The sequence below is a fragment of the Pseudomonas sp. 18175 genome, assembly GCF_050432925.1.
Lineage (GTDB): Bacteria > Pseudomonadota > Gammaproteobacteria > Pseudomonadales > Pseudomonadaceae > Aquipseudomonas.
This window is the reverse complement of record NZ_JBKFTO010000042.1, coordinates 1-19734: the sequence shown is the minus strand read 5'-3', so window position 1 is coordinate 19734 and position 19734 is coordinate 1. Positions and strand designations below refer to the sequence as shown.

Sequence of the window (19734 nt, the reverse complement as noted above, 5' to 3'; positions counted from 1 at the left end):
TTCATAGCTGCCTGATATCGCAACAGGGCATGTTTGCACGTTGAGCTGCTTCTATGCCTTGCACACTGTCCTCGAATACAAGGCACAACTCGTTGGGAACATTGAGTCGCTTTGCGGCCTCGAGAAACAGACCCGGGTTTGGCTTGGCTATTCCTACATCGTCGAATGTGACAATGGTGTCGAAGAGGTCGGTGAGGCCGAGCGCCTGAAGTGAGGCCTCAACAATCTGCTTCGATCCGCCTGAGGCGACTGCCATGGGAAGGTTTCCTGAAAACCTTCGTGCAATCATCGTCACTGCAGCCACCTCTCGAAGGTGATCTCCAAGATGATGGAGGTAGTGACGCCTCATGGTGGTTACCACATCATCACGCCGAAGTACGACACCGTACTCGCGCTCAAAGTGATCCATTAGCACATGCTCGGAGAGCCCGTTACGCGCTGCATACCATGGGGCGTCCATCTCCACCCCTGAAAGCCTGAAGCCAGCTCTCCAGGCGTCCGAGTATGCGGAGGAGCTGTCCACGAGTGTTCCGTCACAATCGAAGATTAGGCCTTTAGCGCGAGGCAGCATTTCCTCTAGAGGTGTCATGACGTATTTACCCTTCTAAGCCTCAACCATTTTTACCTGATGACCACCGGCGTAGCCTTGCAGGTTCTGGCCGCTTCGACAACCGCAATGCCTGTTGCCAGTGACCAAAGGCCATCAAGCCCAGATGCCGCTGGTTGCGAGCGTCCAGCAACAGCCTCACTGAAATCACGGACGCCAGTTTCATAAAGATTGACGTGCTCTAGGATCAGCTTGCGGGAGCCTTCACTGTTGATCAGAACGACTTCACCCTTTGGTTGCTGCGTCATCACGTTGCGGGCGACCAGCGTTCCCTCAGTGCCAATTATCTCGATACCAGTTTCAGAATACTTGGCGGTGAAGGAGTCGTGGAATTGCGCCAATAAACCCGACTTGAATCGGATCACCCCCATCACAGAATCCGCAACACCATTCACGCTGAGTTCGCCTACTTGGGTGAATGCCGTCACTTCAACAGGGTCGTCATTCAGGATAAATCGCAGGGTATCCGTGTCGTGGACGGTGATGTCCAGGATAACTCCGCCACCGTTTTCCGAATCGGCAACGCGCCATCCTTGGAGGTGTGGTGGGAGGGATACAGCATGGAATACACGGGCGGCTACCGGTTTGCCAATAACTCCGCCCTGTACTGCTCGACGCAGGGCCTTGTGGCTTTCGGCATTCCGAAGGTGATGGTTGGTCGCGAAGACGACGCCCGCTTTTTCGGCTGCCGATACCATCCCAGCAGCATCGGCAACGTTCAAGGCCAAGGGTTTTTCGCAGAGTACGTGCTTGCCTGCTCTAATTGCTTTAAGCGATTGTTCTTTGTGCAGGTGATTTTGAGTAGATATATATACGGCTTGAATTTCTGGATCAAGCAGTAATTCTTCTACGCTAGTTCCGAATTTTTTAATGTCATTATGTTTTGCAAAGTCTTCCGCGCGAGATTCACTTGCGCTGACCACGGCAGAGACTTCGTCTCCGATGCTTCGAATCGCGTCAATCATCCACTCTTTCGCGATTGTGCTTGCCCCAATAAGTCCCCACTTCATGAATTAGTACCTTTTATACTTGAATGATTAGTGCGTATGAACGCAGCCTTTTCTCATGTTGCAGGAGCTGATGGAGCTTGTGCAGGTTCGCCTTCGGCGTGTTTCGATACTATTGGGGCTAGCTTCGTGAGCGGCTAGAATGAGCACGTTGCGTGTCTAGGCCTCCAGCCGCAAAGGATAAAGCGCCTGGGCGCCTTCAGGCTTCGAAAGTGGACGGCTCAACCATCCGCCCAGTTCACTTGCTGGATCTCTACCGTCAGGCATAAAGGGCTTATCCGTTCGACGCCGCTGATAAAGTGCGGTGTGCTCTCGTGGTACTTATGTGCTTCAGTGCTAGCCCAGCGTTCCTGTAAGAGCATCACATTTGAAGGGGGCACGGTCTGAGCGATTCGGTAGTGTAGGCATCCATCTTCACTCAAGCTGTCTTTCTGAAGGTCGTCTAAAACTTCCTTGAGCGCTTGCTCGCTGCCGTCATGCGCTTGTAGCGTGACAATTAGATCGATGTGTTTAGTCAAAATCGTTCTCTACGTACGCAGGGGGAATGATTTTTTAGTCTTTCAGATATGAGCTGACTGCAGTAGTTGTCGCTATGTTTTTCATGGAAGGTTTGACAATACCGAACATGAGAGGAGAGCATTTGGAGTTTTTGGGGCTGGCGGAAGCTGACGGCTATGGCAACGGTCAACGAAAGTAAGGGGATTCAGTCCGTAGAGCGGGCGATGGCTGTTCTGGAAGTAATCGCCAGTGCGGGTGGTGAGTTGCGCCTAGTCGATCTAGTGAGTGCATTGGGGCTGCACAAAAGCACACTGCATGGCTTGCTGAACACGCTCTGTGCCTTGGGCTACATTTCTCGACGCGGGTCACGTTATGCGATTGGCTTGAGGCTGCGAGAAATTGCTCAGCCATTCAGTGATGTGGATGACATGCTGAAAGAGACATTCGGCCCGGCACTCGAAGCCCTTGCTGATATGACGGGTGAGAGCTGCTACCTCGCTGCTCCTTGTGGTACTCGCCATTACCTTTACATCGACGTCATCTTGCGAGAAAGCAGTCTCACCAGTAGTTCACAACGTGGGCGACGGGAAGCGCTTACTACTTCAGCGATCGGCAAAGTGTTCCTCGCGCTTGATGGCGACCTTTCACGTAGCTTGCGCAAGGCCGGGTTGCTCGACTCTGCCCTGGAGCAAGAACTGAAAAGTATCGCTGAAAAAGGATATGCACTGGATTTGGAGCAAGCGGAGGAGGGCCTCAACTGCTTAGCGTTGCCACTGCGCAAGCAGGGCAGGCTGGTCGCTTCACTTGCAGTCGCTGGGCCCGTAGAGCGGTTGCCTCAAGACAGGTTGGCCGCCATAGCAGGTAGGGTGATGCGTGAGATGTACGGCATGGTCAAACTTTAGCTCTTGGCGCTCCAAGACTCTTTTTTTCGTTGTTACCTAGCGTGATCATCCGAGCTTCGAATCTTTGGAAATTTGGAGCTCGCTATGTTGGAAAAAGTCGTAGAAGACGTGATTGGTCGCGCTAAAGGTCTGGCTCAAGAGCACGGTTTTTCAGTGTGCATCAGTGTCGTCGATGCCTCTGGTCTGCAGGCTGGTTTTCTGCGGATGGACGATGCAATTCCCGGTGCCATTGATATTGCTATCAAGAAAGCTCGTACCGCCGCATTGTTTCGAACAGACAGTGCGGTGATTGGTGAGGGTGCGAGACCAGGCGGCGCGATTTATTCCCTGGAGGCTACCAATGGCGGTTTGATCAGCTTTGGCGGAGGGGTTGTCCTGCAGGACGCCCAGGGCAAGGTCATCGGTGCAGTAGGCATCTCAGGTGCAACCGTCGAGGCGGATCAAATTATTGCGGTAGGCGCCGCACGACCATGAGTAAAGTCCAGCAACGGCTCCATCCAAGCGTTTGGGCGCTGGCGGTGACAGCTTTTGCTATTGGTGTCGCTGAGTTCATTGTTGTCGGCGTTCTACCCTCCATCTCCCAAGAGCTATCGGTGCCATTAGCTCGTGCAGGAAGCTTGGTCGGACTATATGCCTTCGCTTTGGCCATCGGCACACCCCTCCTGGTTTTGGCTTTGGCAAGACTCCCGCGCAAGCCTGTTTTGCTGGGATTAATTGCCGTCTTTCTTGCCGGGAATTTACTGTCGGCACTGTCAGTCGACTATTACTCCTTGTTGATAGGCCGAGTGATTACAGCCGTTGCGCATGGAAGTTTTTTTGCCATAGGGGCGACGGTCGCTTCAAGGCTCGCGCCGAAAGGGCAAGAAAGCAATGCGATAGCAGCCATGTTTGCGGGCTTGACTCTGGCTATGGTGATTGGTGTTCCGCTTGGTAGTTTTCTGGGTAACGGATTCGGATGGAGATTGCCTTTTTTCGCTGTTGTGGCATTGGCCGCTTTAGGCTTTCTCGCAACGCTGTTTTGGTTGCCGGATGTTAAGGCTTCGGAGCCGGTGAAGGCTTCCGTGCAGTTATCTGCCGCGATCAATCCTGCCATCCTCACGATGATGGCCGTAACGGTACTAGGGTTTGGCGCATCGTTCGCTGCGTTTACCTTTATCACCCCGATCCTGACCGACATTACCGGTTTTTCAGGTCGTACCGCGAGTATCCTGCTTGTAGTATTTGGCGCAGCAACACTCCTTGGAAATCTACTGGGAGGGCGTCTCGCGTCTTTTGTGGGATGGCAAGTTGCTTTGCGCTGGCTACTGATTTCCCTGGCGGTGGTTTTGGCTGTGATCGCCTTGATTCTTCCCTATCGATTGCCCGTGATTTTTACTCTGTTCCTGTGGGGGGGATTGGCGTTTGGAATTTCTCCTGCCGTCCAGGGAGGGATGCTTGCTACCGCGCAGAGGTTTACACCCAAGGCCGTAGACTTTGCCTCAGCATTGAACATCTCGGCATTCAACCTGGGGATTTCATTGGGAGAGGTAATCGGTAGTGCTTTGGTAGCTCACGGGCACATGGCCTTGACCCCATGGGCCGGGGTATTGGCTGCTATCGCAGCTCAAATTCCTTTAGCGTGGCTAGTAAGGCGGGAGCGTGAGGCTGCCTCGCAAGCCGTGATGAGCTGAAATTTATTTAGTGGTGCTCGCTAATTAGTGTTTCACACGTTTTGCACCGCATGAGTCGCGCACGATCAGCGTGGGTTTCAGCAGATATTTCATCGGAGGCGCTTTGGGGTCTTTCAGCCTGGCTAGCAGCATTTCGCTTGCCACTTCGCCAAGACGTTCGGGTTCCAGCGCCAACGTGGTTAGGGGAGGACTGCAATAGGCTGATGCGGCTACTCCGTCGCTACCGATGATTGCGATGTCCTCACCTGCTTTCAAGCCGCGATTACCCAATTCACTTAAGGCGCCTGTGGCGATCAAGTCGTTGTAGCAAACTACGCCGGTAGGGCGGTGCGGCTGATCCAACAAGCGACTCATGCCATCCTTGCCGCCCGCAAGACTGATAGCGGTTTCGACCATCCATTCAGAGTTAGGTGTGATGCCATTTTTCTCAAGGCAGTCACTGTAGCCGCGAAGTCGTTCCAAGCTGACGGCGTAGGTGCTGTTGCGACCGATGAATGCTATCTCTCTGTGACCAAGGTCAATCAAGTGCTGAGTAGCCATTTGAATACCCAAGTAGTTATCAGCACCCACGAAATCTGTGTCTTCTCCACTGAAAGCGCGCATGACGGTTACGAAAGGCAGGCCCCATTGTCTGAGTGATGCCACCAGTTCGACGGGAGTCTCAAACGTTGGGCAGATGATGATTCCTGCAGCCTTGTGCTCCCGCATTGACGACAGTACCTGTCGTTGTACGTTCTGATCCTCAGCTGTATGGGCGAGGAGAGTGATGTAGCTGGACTCCAGCATTTTTCGTTCGGCGCCAATCAGTAGCTCCACGAAGAAGGAGTTGCTTAAATCGTTTACCACCATGCCTATGACGTTACTGACGCCTTGACGAAGATTGGCCGCGCTACGGTTGTAAACGTAGCCGAGCTCCTCTGCGGCAGCTCGAACCTTTTCTGCAGTCGAAGGCCGTACCAATGGACTGTTGTTCAGTACCAGTGAAACGGTGGATTTTGAAACACCACTGGCTCTGGCAATGTCGGTAATGGTGGCCTTTTCTTCGCTCGGGTGATTGCTCAACGTAAAAAGTCTCTGATGGACGGGGCTCGGAACGTTCCAAAAGTATCAATTTTATACCTCCCACGGCTAGCAAGTTATCTGCGATCTCGCCGATGGTCACCGAATTTTCCTGCAAAAACCCCCTGAATTTCGATTCTGGCAAAGCCGGCGGCCACGCATTGTCCGACGAAGTGTGTTGACAAGATAATTTCACCAATTTACATTTTTGGAACGTTCCAAAAACAATATGGAACGATTTAATAACAAAAATTGGTGACCGTCATGAACGTTGTTTCCTCACTGCTATCAGCACTTCGCTTGCGTCTTTGCGCACTTGTATCGCCCTCACTCCAATCCCAAAGCGCTCAGTCCATCCATTCGGATGTGATCGATACCCCTAATCTTGGTATCGATCCGTTCGCCGGTGCCTTGGGCTTGGCCGTGCTCGCAAACCTCTCAAGTTTCAGTCCTAGGCATTGAGGCGACAGCCACTCGTGAGTGCTGCCATTTCGAATTCAATACGGCGTAAGGATTTATGAAAAAGCTCATCACTGCTGAACAGGCTGCGAACCTGATCCACGACGGCGACACAGTGACCGTCAGCTCCTCCAGCGGCTTGGCGTGCCCAGATGAAGTTCTGGCCGCATTGGGTCAGCGCTATCGCGAAACGGCACATCCTGCCGGCCTGACGATGTTGCATCCGATTGCCGCTGGCGACATGTATGGCATCAAAGGTATCGAGCACCTGGCACAGCCCGGCTTGATCAGCAAAGTGATGGCTGGATCCTACCCAAGCGGCCCGTCGTCAATGCCGATGCCCGAGATCTGGCGGATGATCACTGATAACGAGATCGCTGCGTACAACGTTCCAAGCGGCATCTTGTTCGACCTGCATAAGGATGCAGCAGCGAAACGTCCTGGCGTATTGACCAAAGTGGGGCTGGATACCTTTGCTGACCCGGCTCGTCAGGGTTGCGCTATGAATGCTTTGGCGGCTGAGCAACCTATTGTCGAAAAAGTGTCGTTTGCAGGCGAGCAGTGGTTGTTTTTCCCAACCATCATTCCGAAGGTCGCAATCATTCGTGCGACTACTGCTGACGAGCGCGGCAACCTTTCATACGAGCACGAAGGTGGCCTACTCGGTGCCCTTGATCAGGCATTGGCCGTTAGAAATAGCGGCGGTATCGTTATCGCTCAGGTGAAGCGTGTCGTGCGTGCAGGTTCGTTGAAGCCTCACGACGTACATGTCCCCTGCAATCTGGTTGACCACATTGTCGTTGCGCCTGGACAGATGCAAACCACTCAAGTTGTCTACGATCCGGCCATCAGCGGTGAAATTCAGCAGCCGGAATCAGCGTTTGAGTTTGCGCCTTGGGGCGCTGAGAAAGTCATTGCTCGTCGTGCAGCCATGCAGGTCGAGAAGGGTATGGCTGTGAACTTGGGCTTTGGCATTTCGGCCAACGTGCCTCGTATCTTGCTGGAGGAGGGGCACCATGGCGCTGCCACCTGGGTTATCGAGCAAGGTGCTGTCGGCGGTATGCCACTGCTGGGCTTCTCATTTGGGTGTGCAGCAAATGCCGATGCAATCATGCCGTCCTCCGCACAGTTCACCTACTTCCAAGGCGGTGGTTTCGATCTGACACTTCTGTCTTTCCTGCAGATCGACCGGTTTGGCAACGTTAACGTTTCGAAGCTGCCAGGCAAGCCATACCTCACTGCGGGTTGCGGCGGCTTCGTCGACATCACCACCCACGCCAAGCGCATCGTGTTCTCCGGTTTCTTCACTGCCGGCGCCAAGTTGTCCGTTGATGACGGTCGCTTGAATATTTTGCAGGACGGCAAATCCCGCAAATTGGTCGAGGATGTAGATCACGTAACGTTTAGCGGTCGCATGGCGCTGGAGCGAGGCCAAGACGTTACCTACATCACTGAGCGATGCGTGATGAAGCTGACCGCTGAGGGCCTGATGGTGACTGAGATCGCTCCGGGTCTGGATTTGGAAAAAGATGTGCTTGCCCAGGCAGAGTTCCCTTTGCTTGTAGCAGACGAAGTACGAGTTATGAGTCCTAGCCTTTTCACCGATAGGCTGATGGGGCTTCAAATGAAGGAGCACCAGGTATGAGCTCAGAAGAAGGCTTCGTATCGGTAGAGATTCAAGGCATGGTCGCTATGGTTCGCCTTGAGCGACCAGGCAAGCTCCATGCACTGACTCCAGAAATGATTGCACAGTTGGGTCAGATTGCGCTGGAGTTGGATAAGCGTACAGACCTGCGCGCAGTGGTGCTGACCGCCACCGGTGATCGCGCCTTCTGCGTAGGCGCCGACATTCGCGTTTGGTCAGGATTGCAGCCTCTGGACATGTGGCGTCAGTGGGTACGGGACGGACATCGAGTATTCGATGCCTGGGCAAATCTGCGCCTACCAGTCATTGCGGCAGTTAACGGCCATGCATTCGGCGGTGGGCTCGAGTTGCTGGCAACTGCGGACATACGAGTTTCAGCACCGAGCGCCACTTTCGCATTGCCTGAGGCGGGTATCGCGACTTGCCCAGGTTGGTCGGGAACGCAGCGCTTGGTCAAGCTTATCGGCCCTAGCCAGGTGAAGCTGATGGCTTTGACTGGGCGACGTATCGATGCGGCTGAAGCTCGGCGCGTTGGACTAATACAAGACATCGCCGAGCCCGGAAATGTCGTGGCCCATGCGTTGGAACTGGCACATCAAATCAGTAAGCAGGCGCCGATCTCGGTGCAACTCACCAAACAACTCATCGACGCGGGCACCGGCACCAATTTAGCTGCCGTGCTTGAGGGGATGGCCGGAGCTCTGGCCGCCACTACCAACGACGCAAAAGAAGGCTTGGTTAGCTTCAGTGAACGTCGACCAGCCGATTACCAAGGAGTTTGAAATGAAGTTTTTGACCGTAGATAACAGCGCTGAGATCATTGGTGCTCCATATAAAGGTCGCATGTTGATCAACGGCGAACTGTGCGATGCGCAGGACGGCAATCAGGCTGAACGCCGTAGCCCGGCTCACGATGTAGTGGTTGGCATTTACCCTGACGCTGCCCGTGCTGACGCAGAGCGGGCCATTGATGCTGCTCGCGCAGCATTTGACGAAGGCACTTGGCCAAACATGTCTGCACGTGAGCGAGCTGATGTGCTGCTCAAAGTGGCCGATGGCATTTCTGCTCGTGTAGAGGAGATGGCGCTCATCGAATGCCTGGAAACGGGTAAGCCGTTGACCCAAGCAAGGGGCGAAGTCAGCGGTTGTGTTGACCTGTGGAAATACGCGGCGTCCCTGGCTCGCAGCCTCCACGGCGAGAGCTACAACACCTTGGGCGAGTCGCATCTTGGGGTAGTCCTGCGTCAACCGATCGGTGTGGTTTCCATGATTACTCCGTGGAACTTTCCGATCTGGATTCTGAGCCAAAAGCTGCCATTTGCCTTGGCTGCCGGCTGCACCGCCGTGATCAAGCCAAGCGAGCTCACCAATGGCACTACGCTGATGCTGGGTGAAATCCTGCTTGAAGCGGGTCTGCCAAAAGGCGTTGTCAACATTGTCACTGGTCTCGGGCCTGCTGTCGGTCAGCCATTGGTTGGCCATCCAAAGGTCGACATGGTCTCCTTCACAGGCTCCACGCGAGTAGGGCGTCTGATCGCCGCTGAAGCAGGTGCCGCGCTGAAAAAAGTCTCCCTGGAACTGGGGGGCAAAAACCCTCAAATCATTTTTCCGGATTGTGACTGGGACGCAGCTGTGGATGCCGTTGTGTTCGGCGTCTATTTCAACGCGGGTGAGTGCTGCAACAGCGGCAGCCGTATCTTGGTGCACAAGGATATCGCTGAGCGTTTCACTCAGGCCGTTATCGAGCGTACTCGCAACGTACCTGTAGGCGATCCACTGCATGCAGATGTGAAGGTTGGTGCGATCATTAGCGAAATGCAAATGGGTGGTATCCAGGCAGCTATTGAGGAAGCCCGAGAAGCTGGCGCGACCATCAGCCTGGGTGGTGAGCGTCATGGTACTGAGCGCGGCCTTTACATTCAGCCGACAATCGTCACTGGTGTTACCGCCGAGATGACGATTGCCAAGGAAGAGGTTTTTGGCCCTGTTTTGGCTGTTCTCACCTTTGAGTCGGTCGACGAAGCCATCGCACTCGCGAATGACACCTGCTACGGCCTGTCGGCAGCAGTGTGGAGTAAAGATATTGATGTCTGCCTGAAAGCTGCTCGAAAAATTGACGCGGGTACCGTATGGGTCAACACCTTCCTGGATGGTTTTGCAGAGCTGCCTTTCGGTGGTTTCCGTGACTCTGGCCTAGGCCGCGAACTGGGTCATCACGCAGTCGAAGATTACACCGAGCAGAAAACTGTCCAGTTGCATATTGGCGAGCGGACGAGCTGGTGGCTGCCGAAGTAATTTCCGCACCCATTTGCGCAAAAATTGGAACGTTCCAAAAATTGAGAATGAAGCCATGACAAATAACAACAAGATTACAAAACGTCCAGTTGCACTGGTCACTGGTGGGCGTCGCGGTATTGGTGCTGCGATCGTCCTACGGTTGGCGCGTGACGGTTTTGATGTCGCTTTTACCTGCCGTAATGAAGATGACGTCGCACAGCAGTTGTGCGCCGACATAGAAACCTTGGGCGGACGTGGCCTGGCAGTTGCCAGCGAGCTGCAAAGCCTTGCAGCGCATGCCCAGTTGCTTGAGCGCGTGCAAGCTTGGGGCGGCGCGGTGGATTGTCTGGTCAACAATGCCGGGATTGGTTCGCCGGTGCGCGGCGACCTTCTGGATATGCAGCCACAAGCCTTTGACTTGGTGCTGGAAACTAACCTGCGTGGCACATTTTTTCTGACACAGCAGGTGGCAAAGCACATGACGCTGACGCCTTCCGAGCAACCGCGCAGCATCATTAATGTGTCCAGCGTCAGCGTGGAGATGGCGTCACCAGAGCGTGGCGAATACTGCATGTCGAAAGCTGGCCTCGGCATGGCGACAAAGCTGTTCGCATTGCGCCTGGCGCCCGAAAACATTGGCGTATTTGAAGTGCGGCCGGGGGTTATTCGTACCGATATGACCGCTGGTGTAGCTGATAAGTATGAGCAGCGCTTCAAGGACGGTTTGGTGCCAATGGGCCGCTGGGGTGAAACCAGTGATATTGCTTCGATCGTCAGTGCGTTGGCTGCCGGGCAATTTGGTTTCGCAACCGGCACTGTCATTCACGCGGATGGCGGCCTCGCCATCCCTCGCCTGTGAGTGCTGTCATGAGATACGACTATATCATCGTGGGTGGTGGCTCAGCAGGTTGCGTGTTGGCCAATCGCTTGAGCGCAAACCCTGGCAACAAGGTGCTGTTGTTGGAGGCTGGTGGAGGCGATAGTCACCCACTCTTCAGCATGCCAGCCGGTTTCGCGAAGATGACCAAGGGCCGTGGCTCCTTGGGCTGGGAAACAGTGCCACAGAAGCACTTAAAGAATCGTGTGTTGCGTTACACCCAAGCCAAGGTTATTGGTGGTGGATCCTCCATCAATGCACAGATCTATACTCGTGGCGCAGCAGCGGACTACGACGAATGGGCAAGTGAGTGCGGCGCAGAGGGTTGGGCTTATAAGGATGTTTTGCCCTACTTCAAGCGGGCCGAAAACAACCAGCGCTATGCCAATCAGTATCACGGGTATCAAGGGCCTCTGGGGGTTTCTAATCCCATCAGTCCTTTGCCGATCTGTGAAGCGTTTTTCCAGGCAGGGCAGGAGATGGGTATTCCTTATAACCCAGACTTTAACGGCGCTGCTCAAGATGGATTGGGGTACTACCAGCTCACTCAGTTGCACGCCAAGCGGTCGTCTACCGCTTCTGCCTATCTTCGCCCTGCGATGGAGCGTTCCAACCTGACGGTGATGCTGGGTGCATTTACCCGGCGTGTGATCATCAAAGGTAAGCGTGCCATTGGCGTCGAAGTGGTGCCCAAGGGGGCGAACGAATCGACACCTTACTATGCAGACCGCGAAGTAATTGTCAGCAGCGGCGCAATCGGTTCTCCCAAACTGCTGCTGCAATCGGGTATTGGCCCCGCAGATCATTTGAACGAAGTAGGCATCACGCTTGAACACGAACTTCAAGGTGTCGGTTCGAATCTGCAGGATCACCTCGATCTCTTTGCTATCGCTGAATGCTCAGGCAATCATACTTACGATCCTTATGGGAAACCCCATATGGCCGCGTGGGCAGGCCTGCAGTACCTGCTACTGAAGAAAGGGCCGGTGGCTTCAAGCCTCTTTGAAACCGGAGGCTTCTGGTATGCCGACGAGCAGGCGCGCTCGCCGGATATTCAGTTCCATCTCGGGCTTGGCTCCGGCATTGAGGCCGGCGTGGAGCAGATGCGCAATCCAGGTGTGACGTTGAACTCTGCATTCCTGCGTCCTCGTTCTCGCGGCACCGTACGGTTGGCGAGTTCCAATCCGGCTGATGCTCCGCTGATCGATCCGAACTACTTCTCCGATCCCTACGACCGCGAGATGTCCATCAAAGGCTTGCGTCTAGCGCGCCAGATTCTTGCGCAGCCGGCACTTCAGCGTTTTGTGCTGGCTGAGCGCTTGCCAGGTTTGGATGTGCTTAGCGACGAGCAGCTGTTCGAGTATGCCTGCGCCAATGCCAAGACCGATCACCACCCGGCGGGCACTTGCCGCATGGGGTTTGGTGACGATGCGGTGGTGTCGACCGAGCTCAGAGTCCATGGCATCGACAGGCTGCGGGTGGTTGATGCGTCGATCATGCCTCGCCTCAACAGCAGTAACACCAATGCTCCGACCATCATGATCGCCGAGAAAGCGGCAGATCTCATTCTTGGCAAAGCCCCCCAATCAGAGGAAAAGTCTCGTGAATATTCTGCTGCCCACGCTTGATGGCCGTGTTGAACGCTACTCACTGCAAAATGCGGACGCACCTTACGCAACCTTTCAAAAGCGTCCGCTGAGCCGCATCGCTTACGCCGCAGCTCATGTGGTGGTTGACCCCGCGCGTCCGGGTAATCCATGGGACGAAACCGTTGCAATCGACTGGGACAAAACCCTTGGATTTCGTGAGTACCTGTGGAGTCTTGGCTTCAAGGTCGCTGAGGCTATGGACACCGCACAGCGCGGAATGGGCTTGGGCTGGAAGGATTCTGCCGAGCTGATTCGCCGTAGCGTGACTCACTCCCGGCAAATAGAAGGTGCTGATTTGAGCTGCGGCGTGGGCACAGATCAGTTGGTCGTTACGCCGTCGACCACTCTTGACGACGTATTGAGCGCATATCGCGAGCAGTTCGAGGTCGTCGACAGTGTTGGTGGCAGCGCGATCCTGATGGCCAGCCGCGCACTATGCGCAGTCGCGAAGAGCGGGGAGGACTATGAGAAAGTTTATTCGACCCTGCTGGGCGAGGCCCGCCAGAAAGTAGTTCTGCATTGGCTGGGCGAGATGTTTGACGCCAACCTGCGCGGCTATTGGGGCAGCACCGACGTGCCTACGGCTATGAACACCGTGCTGTCGATCATTGAATCCAACGTCGACAAAGTAGATGGCATCAAAATCTCGCTGCTGGAAGCAGAGTGGGAAATTGAATTGCGACGCCGCCTGCCTGAAGGCGTGAAGTTGTATACGGGCGATGACTTCAACTTTGGTGAGTTGATCGTTGGTGATGCGACTCACCACTCCCACGCACTATTGGGAATTTTTGACCCCATCGCTCCAGTTGCAGCTCATGCATTGGCAGCACTCACTGATGGAGACGTAGCGCGCTACCACGCTCTGATGAACCCAACCGTGGCGCTCTCTCGCGAGATCTTCAAAGCTCCGACACGTCACTACAAGGCCGGTGTAGTGCTGCTCGCTTGGCTCAATGGCCACCAGGATCACTTCAGCATGCTCGGCGGTATGCAGTCTGCACGCTCCCTGTCGCACTACAGCGAAGTTTTCCGCCTTGCAGATCAAGCAGGCGTGTTGATTCAGCCTGATCTGGCAGTCGAGCGCATGAAGTCACTCGCATCGGTGTACGGAGGTATCACCGGGTAGTTGACGGCCTAGAACCAGGCGTAGGGTTCGTACTTACGAACCCTACTGTGCGAGACAAGAACAATAAGGGGATCCCCCATGAGCACCATCGCCAATAGCGTTTCCAATACCACCGTTGAGGCGGTCGACAAGAAAGATCTACACCGGGTCATCGTGGCGAGCATCGCCGGGAGCGCGATGGAGTGGTACGACTTTTCGATCTATGGCACTGCGTCAGCCTTAATCTTCTCTGAGCTGTTTTTCCCAGGGCTCGACAAAGTTACTGCGTTGCTGGCGATCTTTGCCACTTATGCCGTTGGTTTCGTCGCAAGACCGTTCGGGGGGCTGTTCTTCGGTCGAGTGGGCGACCGTAAGGGGCGCAAGTTCGTCTTGGTTTCCACCGTCCTTTTGATGGGGATCTCGACGTTGTTAATAGGACTACTGCCTACCTATGCGCAAATAGGCCCTTGGGCGACGGTGCTACTGGTGGTCTTGAGGTTGATGCAGGGATTTGGATCCGGGGCGGAACAGGCGGGTGCTTCGTTGATCGTGGCTGAGTTCTCACCAAAGGAGACGCGAGGCTTTTACGCATCGCTTCCGTTTGCCGGCATCATCATCGGCATTCTTTTGGCGGCGGGAATGTTCTCGCTGGTACAGCAGATGCCTCATGAGGACTTCCTTGCTTGGGGGTGGCGCATCCCGTTTCTGTTCAGCGTGGTAGTGATTGCCGTTGGCATCATCATTCGGCTGCGGGTCAAGGAAAGCCCAGTCTTCGAGGAGATGAAGCGCAAAAAACTCGCAAGCAAACAACCCGTTAAGGATCTGCTACGTCATTCGCGGAAAAACTTGGTTGTCGCCTGTTGCCTGCGAATCGGTGAAAACGGCACTTCTTACCTGTACCAAGTGTTCGCCTTGAGTTATCTGGCAAAGGTACTGCTGGTGGACAAGTCGGTGGGTACTGTCGGTTTGATCGTTGCTGCGGCGATATCGGTGTTCACGATTCCGCTGATTGGTCACCTGTCGGATCGATTCGGACGCCGTTTGATGTATCGGATCACGTCCTTGATCGCTGCGCTTTGGGCATTCCCTGCGTTCTGGTTATTTAACACGATGGACAGCACCTTGATCGTTTTGAGCATGGTGGTGGCTATTAGCTTGGGTGCCTTTGGTATGTACGCGGTTCAAGCCGCTTACTTCCCCGAACTCTTTGACGCGAGATATCGCTACACAGGCATCGCCGTGAGCAAGGAGTTTGCAGCCTTAGCATCCGGCGGTATTGCTCCCTTCGTTGCTGCGGCGCTGTTGAGTTGGTCGGGTAACCATTACTGGCCGGTTGCGACGTATGTCGTGGTGTTGGCAGGTATCTCCTTCATCGCAACTTTTTTTGCTCCTGAAACACGCGGTTCTGAGATCAGCATCTGATCCCAGTGATTACACCTATCCAATAAAAAATGAGGCGTGTATGAACGTTCAACTCGAAATGCCTGTGCAGGCGACTGCGCCGTCTGCGACCAAAATTGCATTTATGCTGGTCACCAGTTTGTTCTTCATGTGGGGGTTGTCCCACGGTCTGTTGGATGTGCTCAATAAGCACTTCCAGGACACGCTAAATGTGAACAAAGCGCAGTCGGGCTATCTCCAGGCGGCCTACTTTGGCGCCTACTTCATCGTAGCTTTGCCGGTGGGCGCATTCATGGATCGCTGCGGCTACAAAGCAGGGATTCTGGTGGGCCTTGCTCTATTCGCGCTCGGCGCGCTGCTATTCATTCCTGCGACCACGGCCGGTACCTTTGCGGCCTTTCTTGGGGCGCTGTTTGTACTAGCGTGTGGGCTAGGGTGCTTGGAAACTGCAGCGAATTTGTACGCAGCCGTATTGGGTAAGCCTGAGACGGCGGAGCGCCGGTTGAACTTTGCTCAATCGTTTAACGGTTTGGGCGTATTTGTAGGGCCATTGATTGGTGGTTCACTGTTCTTCGCGCCGCCTGTGGCTCTGGTTGGCTTCACTGTTGATCCAGTGATGTTGACTTATGCCGTACTGGGGCTTGTGGTCATCCTCATGATGGTCGTCTTCGCCGCTGTGCCACTGCCTGAAATCCAGGCGCAAAGCTCGACGTCCGAGAAGGCCGGTACAACACGCTCGCTGTGGTCGCATTCGAACTTTACCGGCGCGCTGGTTGCCCAGTTCTTTTACATCGCAGCACAGGTAGGTGTTGGTGCGTTCTTCATCAACTATGCGATCGAACACTGGAGCGGTCTTACCACGCAGAAAGCCTCGTACCTATTGTCTATCGCTATGCTGACGTTCATGGTCGGCCGCTTCATCAGTACCTGGCTGATGCGCTTCATCCCGGCGATTCCCATGCTCATTGGCTATGCACTGATCAATGCAGGCTTGTGTGCGGTGGCGGTGGCCGGTATTGAAAAACTGTCGGTCTACGCTCTGATTGGCGTGTTCTTTTTCCTTTCAATCCTGTACCCCAGCATCTTTGCCATGGGCGTGCGTAATCTGGGGTCGCATACCAAGAAGGCAGGCTCGTATCTGGTGATGACACTGGTCGGCGGGGCCATCGCTCCCTACTGCATGGGTGCCATTGCGGACTCCTACGGCACAAGTGCCGCATTCATAATCCCTCTCGTGTGCTTCCTGGTCGTAGCAGGCTACGGCATCAAGCAGCGGCGCGATGCGTAATTGCAGACGATTGATCCAGCTGTTTTAACCTCGGCTCTGTATCAATCGCTAGCTCACCGTGGTCACTTTGCACTTGCATTACCTGTGTCTTTTTCACGCTTTTGGCTCAGGTAATGCAGTGCTTTTTTATTCTTAAATTTGCTTGGGGTATTCCGAGCATCTAGCGGCACGTCTGAACAACCTTGCTCAATAAATAAAATAAACAGAAAGGTTTTACTCATGAAATTCAAAACTCTCGGTGTTGTACTGGGTGCGCTGTCTGCTGCGGTTATTTTGCCTAACCACGCTTATGCAGCAACCTTCAGTGGATATTTCAGGACAGGCGTTGCAGGTTCCACTCAGGGTGGAAAGCAGTCCTGTTTTCAGTTGCCGGGGGCTGGGTCTAAATACCGCTTGGGTAACGAGTGCGAGCAGTATCTAGAGTTGGATCTGCGCCAGGATTTGTTGGCTTTTGACGACGGTTCTGTCGTCAGTGTGGAAGGTATGGCGCAGTTCTTTAATGAGTATGGTCACACGCCAAAGTTTGACGGTGACTATGGCTACACGCGAATGGCTCAGTTGTATGCTGAGTGGAGCAAAATGCCAGTTTTGAACGGTGGTTCGTTTTGGGCCGGGCGCCGCTACTACAATCGAAACGACATACACATTACCGATTACTACTACTGGAACCAAAGCTCAACTGGCTTCGGTTTCGACCAGGTTGCTTTGGGTGACTTGAAGTACAGCTACGTGCTCTCGCGCAAAGACAACATCTTTCAGAAAGAGATGGTTACCCGCCATGACTTGACCGTCAGTGGCTTTGATACCAACCCAGGTGGTGCGCTGCAGCTTGGTGCGAGTTATCTGGATAAGCCGAGCAGAGAGGGGGCTCATCAGGGATGGTCGGCCATTGCTCAGCACAAACAGACCGGGTTCTTGGGGGGTATCAATAAATTCGCGGTGCAGTACGGTCAGGGGTCAGGAACGGCTCTGAGCTATACAGGTGATACGTCGCTGGATCAGGCCAATAAGAGCTGGCGCTTAGTGGAATTCTTCGACTGGCAAATGACTCCTGTTTTCAGTGGACAGGTTCAGCTCGTATATCAAAAAGACACACGTCCGGATGGTGATGACCAGAATTGGCTCTCCGTTGGGATACGCCCGGTCTATGCAATTACTGACCAATTTAAACTCGTAACTGAGGTAGGACGCGACCAAGTTGAAGCGCCTGGCGGTACTCGTAAGCTTACGAAATACACCATCGCGCCGACGTGGTCACCGAAAGGGCCGGGATTTTGGGAGAGACCTGAGATCCGTTTGTATTACACCTACGCAACCTGGAACAAAGCTGCTCAGCAAGCAGCCAGCATGCTATCGCCCGGTTCTGCACTTTCAGACACTGGATCATTTGGCACTGACCTACACGGATCAAATGCCGGTGTTCAAGTCGAGTATTGGTGGAAATAGCTAGGCCACCGCAGATCCAGTTGGTCGAGCTGATGGTCTGTCAGCTCGACTGTCAGAAATCATGAAAGGACGTTGATCATGCAACGATCACTCGATGTTCAGAACTTTCTCGATGAGCAAAAGTTAGGGCGCTTTCACTGGAAAATTTTGCTGCTCTGCGTGACTGTGTTGGTGCTTGACGGGTTTGATGTGGTGGCCATGGGTTTTATAGCCCCGGCTATCGTCGCTGACTGGGGAGTCCCTCGTGAGGCTCTTGGCGTTGTAATGAGCGCCGGTCTTTTTGGTCTAGCGATAGGCGCGTTGGTGGGGGGGCCTTTAGCCGATCGCTTCGGTCGTCGGAAGGTCATCATTGGGGCAGTGTTCTTCTTCGGAACAATGAGTGTACTGAGTGTCTGGGCCCCTAACATTGAGCTGCTCTCAATTCTGAGGTTTCTCACCGGACTCGGATTAGGTGCATCTCAGCCAAATGCTGCCACGCTCGCGAGCGAATACGCGCCTAAACGCTACCGATCGTTAATGGTCGCCATCGTCTACTGTGGATTTACTGTAGGCGCTGCAGGCGGTGGATTTCTCGCCACCTCCGTTATGGCGGTGTACGGATGGCACTCGATTCTATTGATTGGCGGTGTGGTGCCCATCCTGTTTGGTCTCATTCTCTGCGCCGTTTTGCCTGAATCCGTGAAATTTCTGGTTGTTAAGCAGACACATCGGTCGATGTTGGAACGCATCATCAATCAGATCGAACCGGGTTGCGCAGATGCTCAAACTAGATTCGTCACCGCTGAGGGCTTGAAGTCAGATAAGCGTGCTGTTCAACTGATCCTCTCGCCTAAGCATCGCCATGTGACCTATGCCTTGTGGGTTGGCCTGTTCATGAACCTTATGACGGTTTACTTCTTGAACAGCTGGCTACCTATCATCGTGAAAGATGACGGTTTCTCCATGGCTGACGCCGCCCTGATGGGGGCGATGATGCAGATCGGGGGCACGTTAGGGAATCTGGCCATTGGTTGGGAGATGGATCGCTTCAAACCTCACCGGGCGATGATCGGAACGTTGCTAGCCGCTGCAGTCCTCACCGTTACGTTGGGTAGTTACAGTGCCGGCTACTACGGGTTGATGATCCTGGTCTTTCTGCTTGGCTTCTGCGTCAACTCGTCCAACACTGGCTGGACAGCCATGGCTGCCAGTTATTACGCCACTGAGATGCGAGCTACCGGTACCAGCTGGATGACTGGGATAGGTCGATTTGGGGCTATCTCGGGCGCCTACATCGGCTCAGTATTGTTGGGGCTCAATTGGGATCTTCGACAATTGTTTTTGATCCTAACCGTGCCGATCGGAATTGCCATGATCGCGGCTTATGCGAAGGGGCGTACGACCTCTAAGTCTGGTGGTGGTACCCAATCTTTGCCGATCGGCAATGAGGTCGTTTGATTGGAAACATTGGAGGTAGGTAGCACAAACTGTTACCGGCCTCCCGACATGACAAGTGATGCATCATCGATCACCATTGATATCAGTAAGCCTTATGCGACCTACCTTTGAAGCAGTTGCCATCGAGCCCTCCACCTCATGGTCATTCACTCATCGCGAGCTGAAGGAGGGCATTCCTTTCGAGTGGCATTATCATCCGGAGTACGAACTAACCCTAACCTTGAACAGCAAGGGCTATCGCTATATCGGAGATGATGTCAGCGAGTATGGTGACGCTGACCTCGTGCTGTTGGGAGCAGGTATGAACTGGTCCAGTAATTTCGGACCTTCTTTTCGGTTCTCACGCTGCTAGCTTTTCCGCCGCTATCGGTGAGTGATAACCGTTGTAGCTGTGACGCCTTACGCTG

The 19734-nt window shown here is 54.1% G+C and carries 18 protein-coding genes; 13 read left to right on the top strand and 5 right to left on the bottom strand.

Features of this window, described 5'->3' with window-relative positions; all coding sequences use genetic code 11:
- Position 1: 1 nt before the first annotated feature.
- The 3 genes from ACLD1Y_RS31215 to ACLD1Y_RS31205 all read right to left on the bottom strand — a co-directional run bounded on the left by ACLD1Y_RS31215 (position 2) and on the right by ACLD1Y_RS31205 (position 2132).
- The gene (locus ACLD1Y_RS31215) at positions 2 to 571 is read right to left on the bottom strand and encodes an HAD family hydrolase (RefSeq protein WP_429481489.1); all 570 of its coding nucleotides are present in this window, start codon (positions 569 to 571) and stop codon (positions 2 to 4) included.
- Between the two features lie 50 nt (positions 572 to 621).
- Positions 622 to 1617 (bottom strand): Gfo/Idh/MocA family protein, encoded by a 996-nt coding sequence (locus ACLD1Y_RS31210; protein WP_429481483.1) that lies wholly within the window; start codon positions 1615 to 1617, stop codon positions 622 to 624.
- 218 nt (positions 1618 to 1835) lie between these two features.
- Complete coding sequence (locus tag ACLD1Y_RS31205) at positions 1836 to 2132, bottom strand: putative quinol monooxygenase (RefSeq protein WP_429481482.1); 297 nt, start codon at positions 2130 to 2132, stop codon at positions 1836 to 1838.
- A gap of 156 nt (positions 2133 to 2288) precedes the next feature.
- Between ACLD1Y_RS31205 and ACLD1Y_RS31200 the strand changes: the two genes are divergently transcribed.
- The 3 genes from ACLD1Y_RS31200 (at position 2289) to ACLD1Y_RS31190 (ending at position 4684) form a co-directional block, all read left to right on the top strand.
- The gene (locus ACLD1Y_RS31200) at positions 2289 to 3014 is read left to right on the top strand and encodes an IclR family transcriptional regulator (protein ID WP_429481481.1); all 726 of its coding nucleotides are present in this window, start codon (positions 2289 to 2291) and stop codon (positions 3012 to 3014) included.
- Positions 3015 to 3098: 84 nt separating this feature from the next.
- The gene (locus ACLD1Y_RS31195) at positions 3099 to 3488 is read left to right on the top strand and encodes a GlcG/HbpS family heme-binding protein (protein ID WP_429481480.1); all 390 of its coding nucleotides are present in this window, start codon (positions 3099 to 3101) and stop codon (positions 3486 to 3488) included.
- Complete coding sequence (locus ACLD1Y_RS31190) at positions 3485 to 4684, top strand: MFS transporter (RefSeq protein WP_429481479.1); 1200 nt, start codon at positions 3485 to 3487, stop codon at positions 4682 to 4684. Before ACLD1Y_RS31195 ends, ACLD1Y_RS31190 begins: the two co-directional genes overlap by 4 nt.
- A 24-nt stretch (positions 4685 to 4708) precedes the next feature.
- Here ACLD1Y_RS31190 and ACLD1Y_RS31185 read toward each other — a convergent pair whose 3' ends face one another.
- Entirely contained in the window at positions 4709 to 5746 is a 1038-nt protein-coding gene (locus ACLD1Y_RS31185) for a LacI family DNA-binding transcriptional regulator (RefSeq protein WP_429481478.1), read from the bottom strand.
- 514 nt (positions 5747 to 6260) lie between these two features.
- Here ACLD1Y_RS31185 and ACLD1Y_RS31180 point away from each other — a divergent pair.
- The 8 genes from ACLD1Y_RS31180 (at position 6261) to ACLD1Y_RS31145 (ending at position 16444) form a co-directional block, all read left to right on the top strand.
- Positions 6261 to 7847, top strand: coding sequence for an acyl CoA:acetate/3-ketoacid CoA transferase (locus ACLD1Y_RS31180; protein ID WP_429481477.1), 1587 nt, complete (start codon positions 6261 to 6263; stop codon positions 7845 to 7847).
- Entirely contained in the window at positions 7844 to 8629 is a 786-nt protein-coding gene (locus ACLD1Y_RS31175) for an enoyl-CoA hydratase/isomerase family protein (protein WP_429481476.1), read from the top strand. The genes ACLD1Y_RS31180 and ACLD1Y_RS31175 overlap by 4 nt, the downstream gene beginning before the upstream one ends.
- A 1-nt stretch (position 8630) precedes the next feature.
- Positions 8631 to 10142: an aldehyde dehydrogenase family protein gene (locus ACLD1Y_RS31170; RefSeq protein ID WP_429481475.1), complete on the top strand. Its 1512-nt coding sequence runs from the start codon at positions 8631 to 8633 to the stop codon at positions 10140 to 10142.
- A 55-nt stretch (positions 10143 to 10197) separates the two neighbouring features.
- Positions 10198 to 10983, top strand: a complete 786-nt coding sequence (locus tag ACLD1Y_RS31165; protein ID WP_429481474.1) for a 3-ketoacyl-ACP reductase — start codon at positions 10198 to 10200, stop codon at positions 10981 to 10983.
- Between the two features lie 8 nt (positions 10984 to 10991).
- Entirely contained in the window at positions 10992 to 12629 is a 1638-nt protein-coding gene (locus tag ACLD1Y_RS31160) for a GMC family oxidoreductase (protein ID WP_429481473.1), read from the top strand.
- On the top strand, positions 12604 to 13776 hold the full coding sequence (locus ACLD1Y_RS31155) for a dihydrodipicolinate synthase family protein (protein WP_429481472.1): 1173 nt from the start codon (positions 12604 to 12606) through the stop codon (positions 13774 to 13776). Before ACLD1Y_RS31160 ends, ACLD1Y_RS31155 begins: the two co-directional genes overlap by 26 nt.
- A 78-nt stretch (positions 13777 to 13854) precedes the next feature.
- Positions 13855 to 15177: an MFS transporter gene (locus tag ACLD1Y_RS31150; protein WP_429481471.1), complete on the top strand. Its 1323-nt coding sequence runs from the start codon at positions 13855 to 13857 to the stop codon at positions 15175 to 15177.
- A 40-nt stretch (positions 15178 to 15217) separates the two neighbouring features.
- Positions 15218 to 16444, top strand: coding sequence for a sugar MFS transporter (locus ACLD1Y_RS31145; RefSeq protein ID WP_429481470.1), 1227 nt, complete (start codon positions 15218 to 15220; stop codon positions 16442 to 16444).
- Between the two features lie 62 nt (positions 16445 to 16506).
- On the opposite strand, the gene ACLD1Y_RS31140 is transcribed toward ACLD1Y_RS31145, so the two are convergent.
- On the bottom strand, positions 16507 to 16665 hold the full coding sequence (locus ACLD1Y_RS31140; protein WP_429481469.1) for a hypothetical protein: 159 nt from the start codon (positions 16663 to 16665) through the stop codon (positions 16507 to 16509).
- On the opposite strand from ACLD1Y_RS31140, the gene ACLD1Y_RS31135 reads away from it, so the two are divergent.
- Both ACLD1Y_RS31135 and ACLD1Y_RS31130 read left to right on the top strand, forming a co-directional pair.
- Entirely contained in the window at positions 16664 to 17890 is a 1227-nt protein-coding gene (locus ACLD1Y_RS31135; protein WP_429481468.1) for a maltoporin, read from the top strand. The genes ACLD1Y_RS31140 and ACLD1Y_RS31135 overlap by 2 nt on opposite strands.
- A gap of 78 nt (positions 17891 to 17968) precedes the next feature.
- Positions 17969 to 19327, top strand: coding sequence for an MFS transporter (locus tag ACLD1Y_RS31130; protein ID WP_429481467.1), 1359 nt, complete (start codon positions 17969 to 17971; stop codon positions 19325 to 19327).
- Positions 19328 to 19734: the final 407 nt, after the last annotated feature.

Coding starts and splice junctions, on each gene's coding strand:
- ACLD1Y_RS31140 (WP_429481469.1), bottom strand. CDS start 16,665: ATGAGTAAAACCTTTCTGTTTATTTTATTTATTGAGCAAGGTTGTTCA.
- ACLD1Y_RS31145 (WP_429481470.1), top strand. CDS start 15,218: ATGAACGTTCAACTCGAAATGCCTGTGCAGGCGACTGCGCCGTCTGCG.
- ACLD1Y_RS31215 (WP_429481489.1), bottom strand. CDS start 571: ATGCTGCCTCGCGCTAAAGGCCTAATCTTCGATTGTGACGGAACACTC.
- ACLD1Y_RS31210 (WP_429481483.1), bottom strand. CDS start 1,617: ATGAAGTGGGGACTTATTGGGGCAAGCACAATCGCGAAAGAGTGGATG.
- ACLD1Y_RS31170 (WP_429481475.1), top strand. CDS start 8,631: ATGAAGTTTTTGACCGTAGATAACAGCGCTGAGATCATTGGTGCTCCA.
- ACLD1Y_RS31200 (WP_429481481.1), top strand. CDS start 2,289: ATGGCAACGGTCAACGAAAGTAAGGGGATTCAGTCCGTAGAGCGGGCG.
- ACLD1Y_RS31165 (WP_429481474.1), top strand. CDS start 10,198: ATGACAAATAACAACAAGATTACAAAACGTCCAGTTGCACTGGTCACT.
- ACLD1Y_RS31150 (WP_429481471.1), top strand. CDS start 13,855: ATGAGCACCATCGCCAATAGCGTTTCCAATACCACCGTTGAGGCGGTC.
- ACLD1Y_RS31180 (WP_429481477.1), top strand. CDS start 6,261: ATGAAAAAGCTCATCACTGCTGAACAGGCTGCGAACCTGATCCACGAC.
- ACLD1Y_RS31190 (WP_429481479.1), top strand. CDS start 3,485: ATGAGTAAAGTCCAGCAACGGCTCCATCCAAGCGTTTGGGCGCTGGCG.
- ACLD1Y_RS31195 (WP_429481480.1), top strand. CDS start 3,099: ATGTTGGAAAAAGTCGTAGAAGACGTGATTGGTCGCGCTAAAGGTCTG.
- ACLD1Y_RS31160 (WP_429481473.1), top strand. CDS start 10,992: ATGAGATACGACTATATCATCGTGGGTGGTGGCTCAGCAGGTTGCGTG.
- ACLD1Y_RS31135 (WP_429481468.1), top strand. CDS start 16,664: ATGAAATTCAAAACTCTCGGTGTTGTACTGGGTGCGCTGTCTGCTGCG.
- ACLD1Y_RS31175 (WP_429481476.1), top strand. CDS start 7,844: ATGAGCTCAGAAGAAGGCTTCGTATCGGTAGAGATTCAAGGCATGGTC.
- ACLD1Y_RS31130 (WP_429481467.1), top strand. CDS start 17,969: ATGCAACGATCACTCGATGTTCAGAACTTTCTCGATGAGCAAAAGTTA.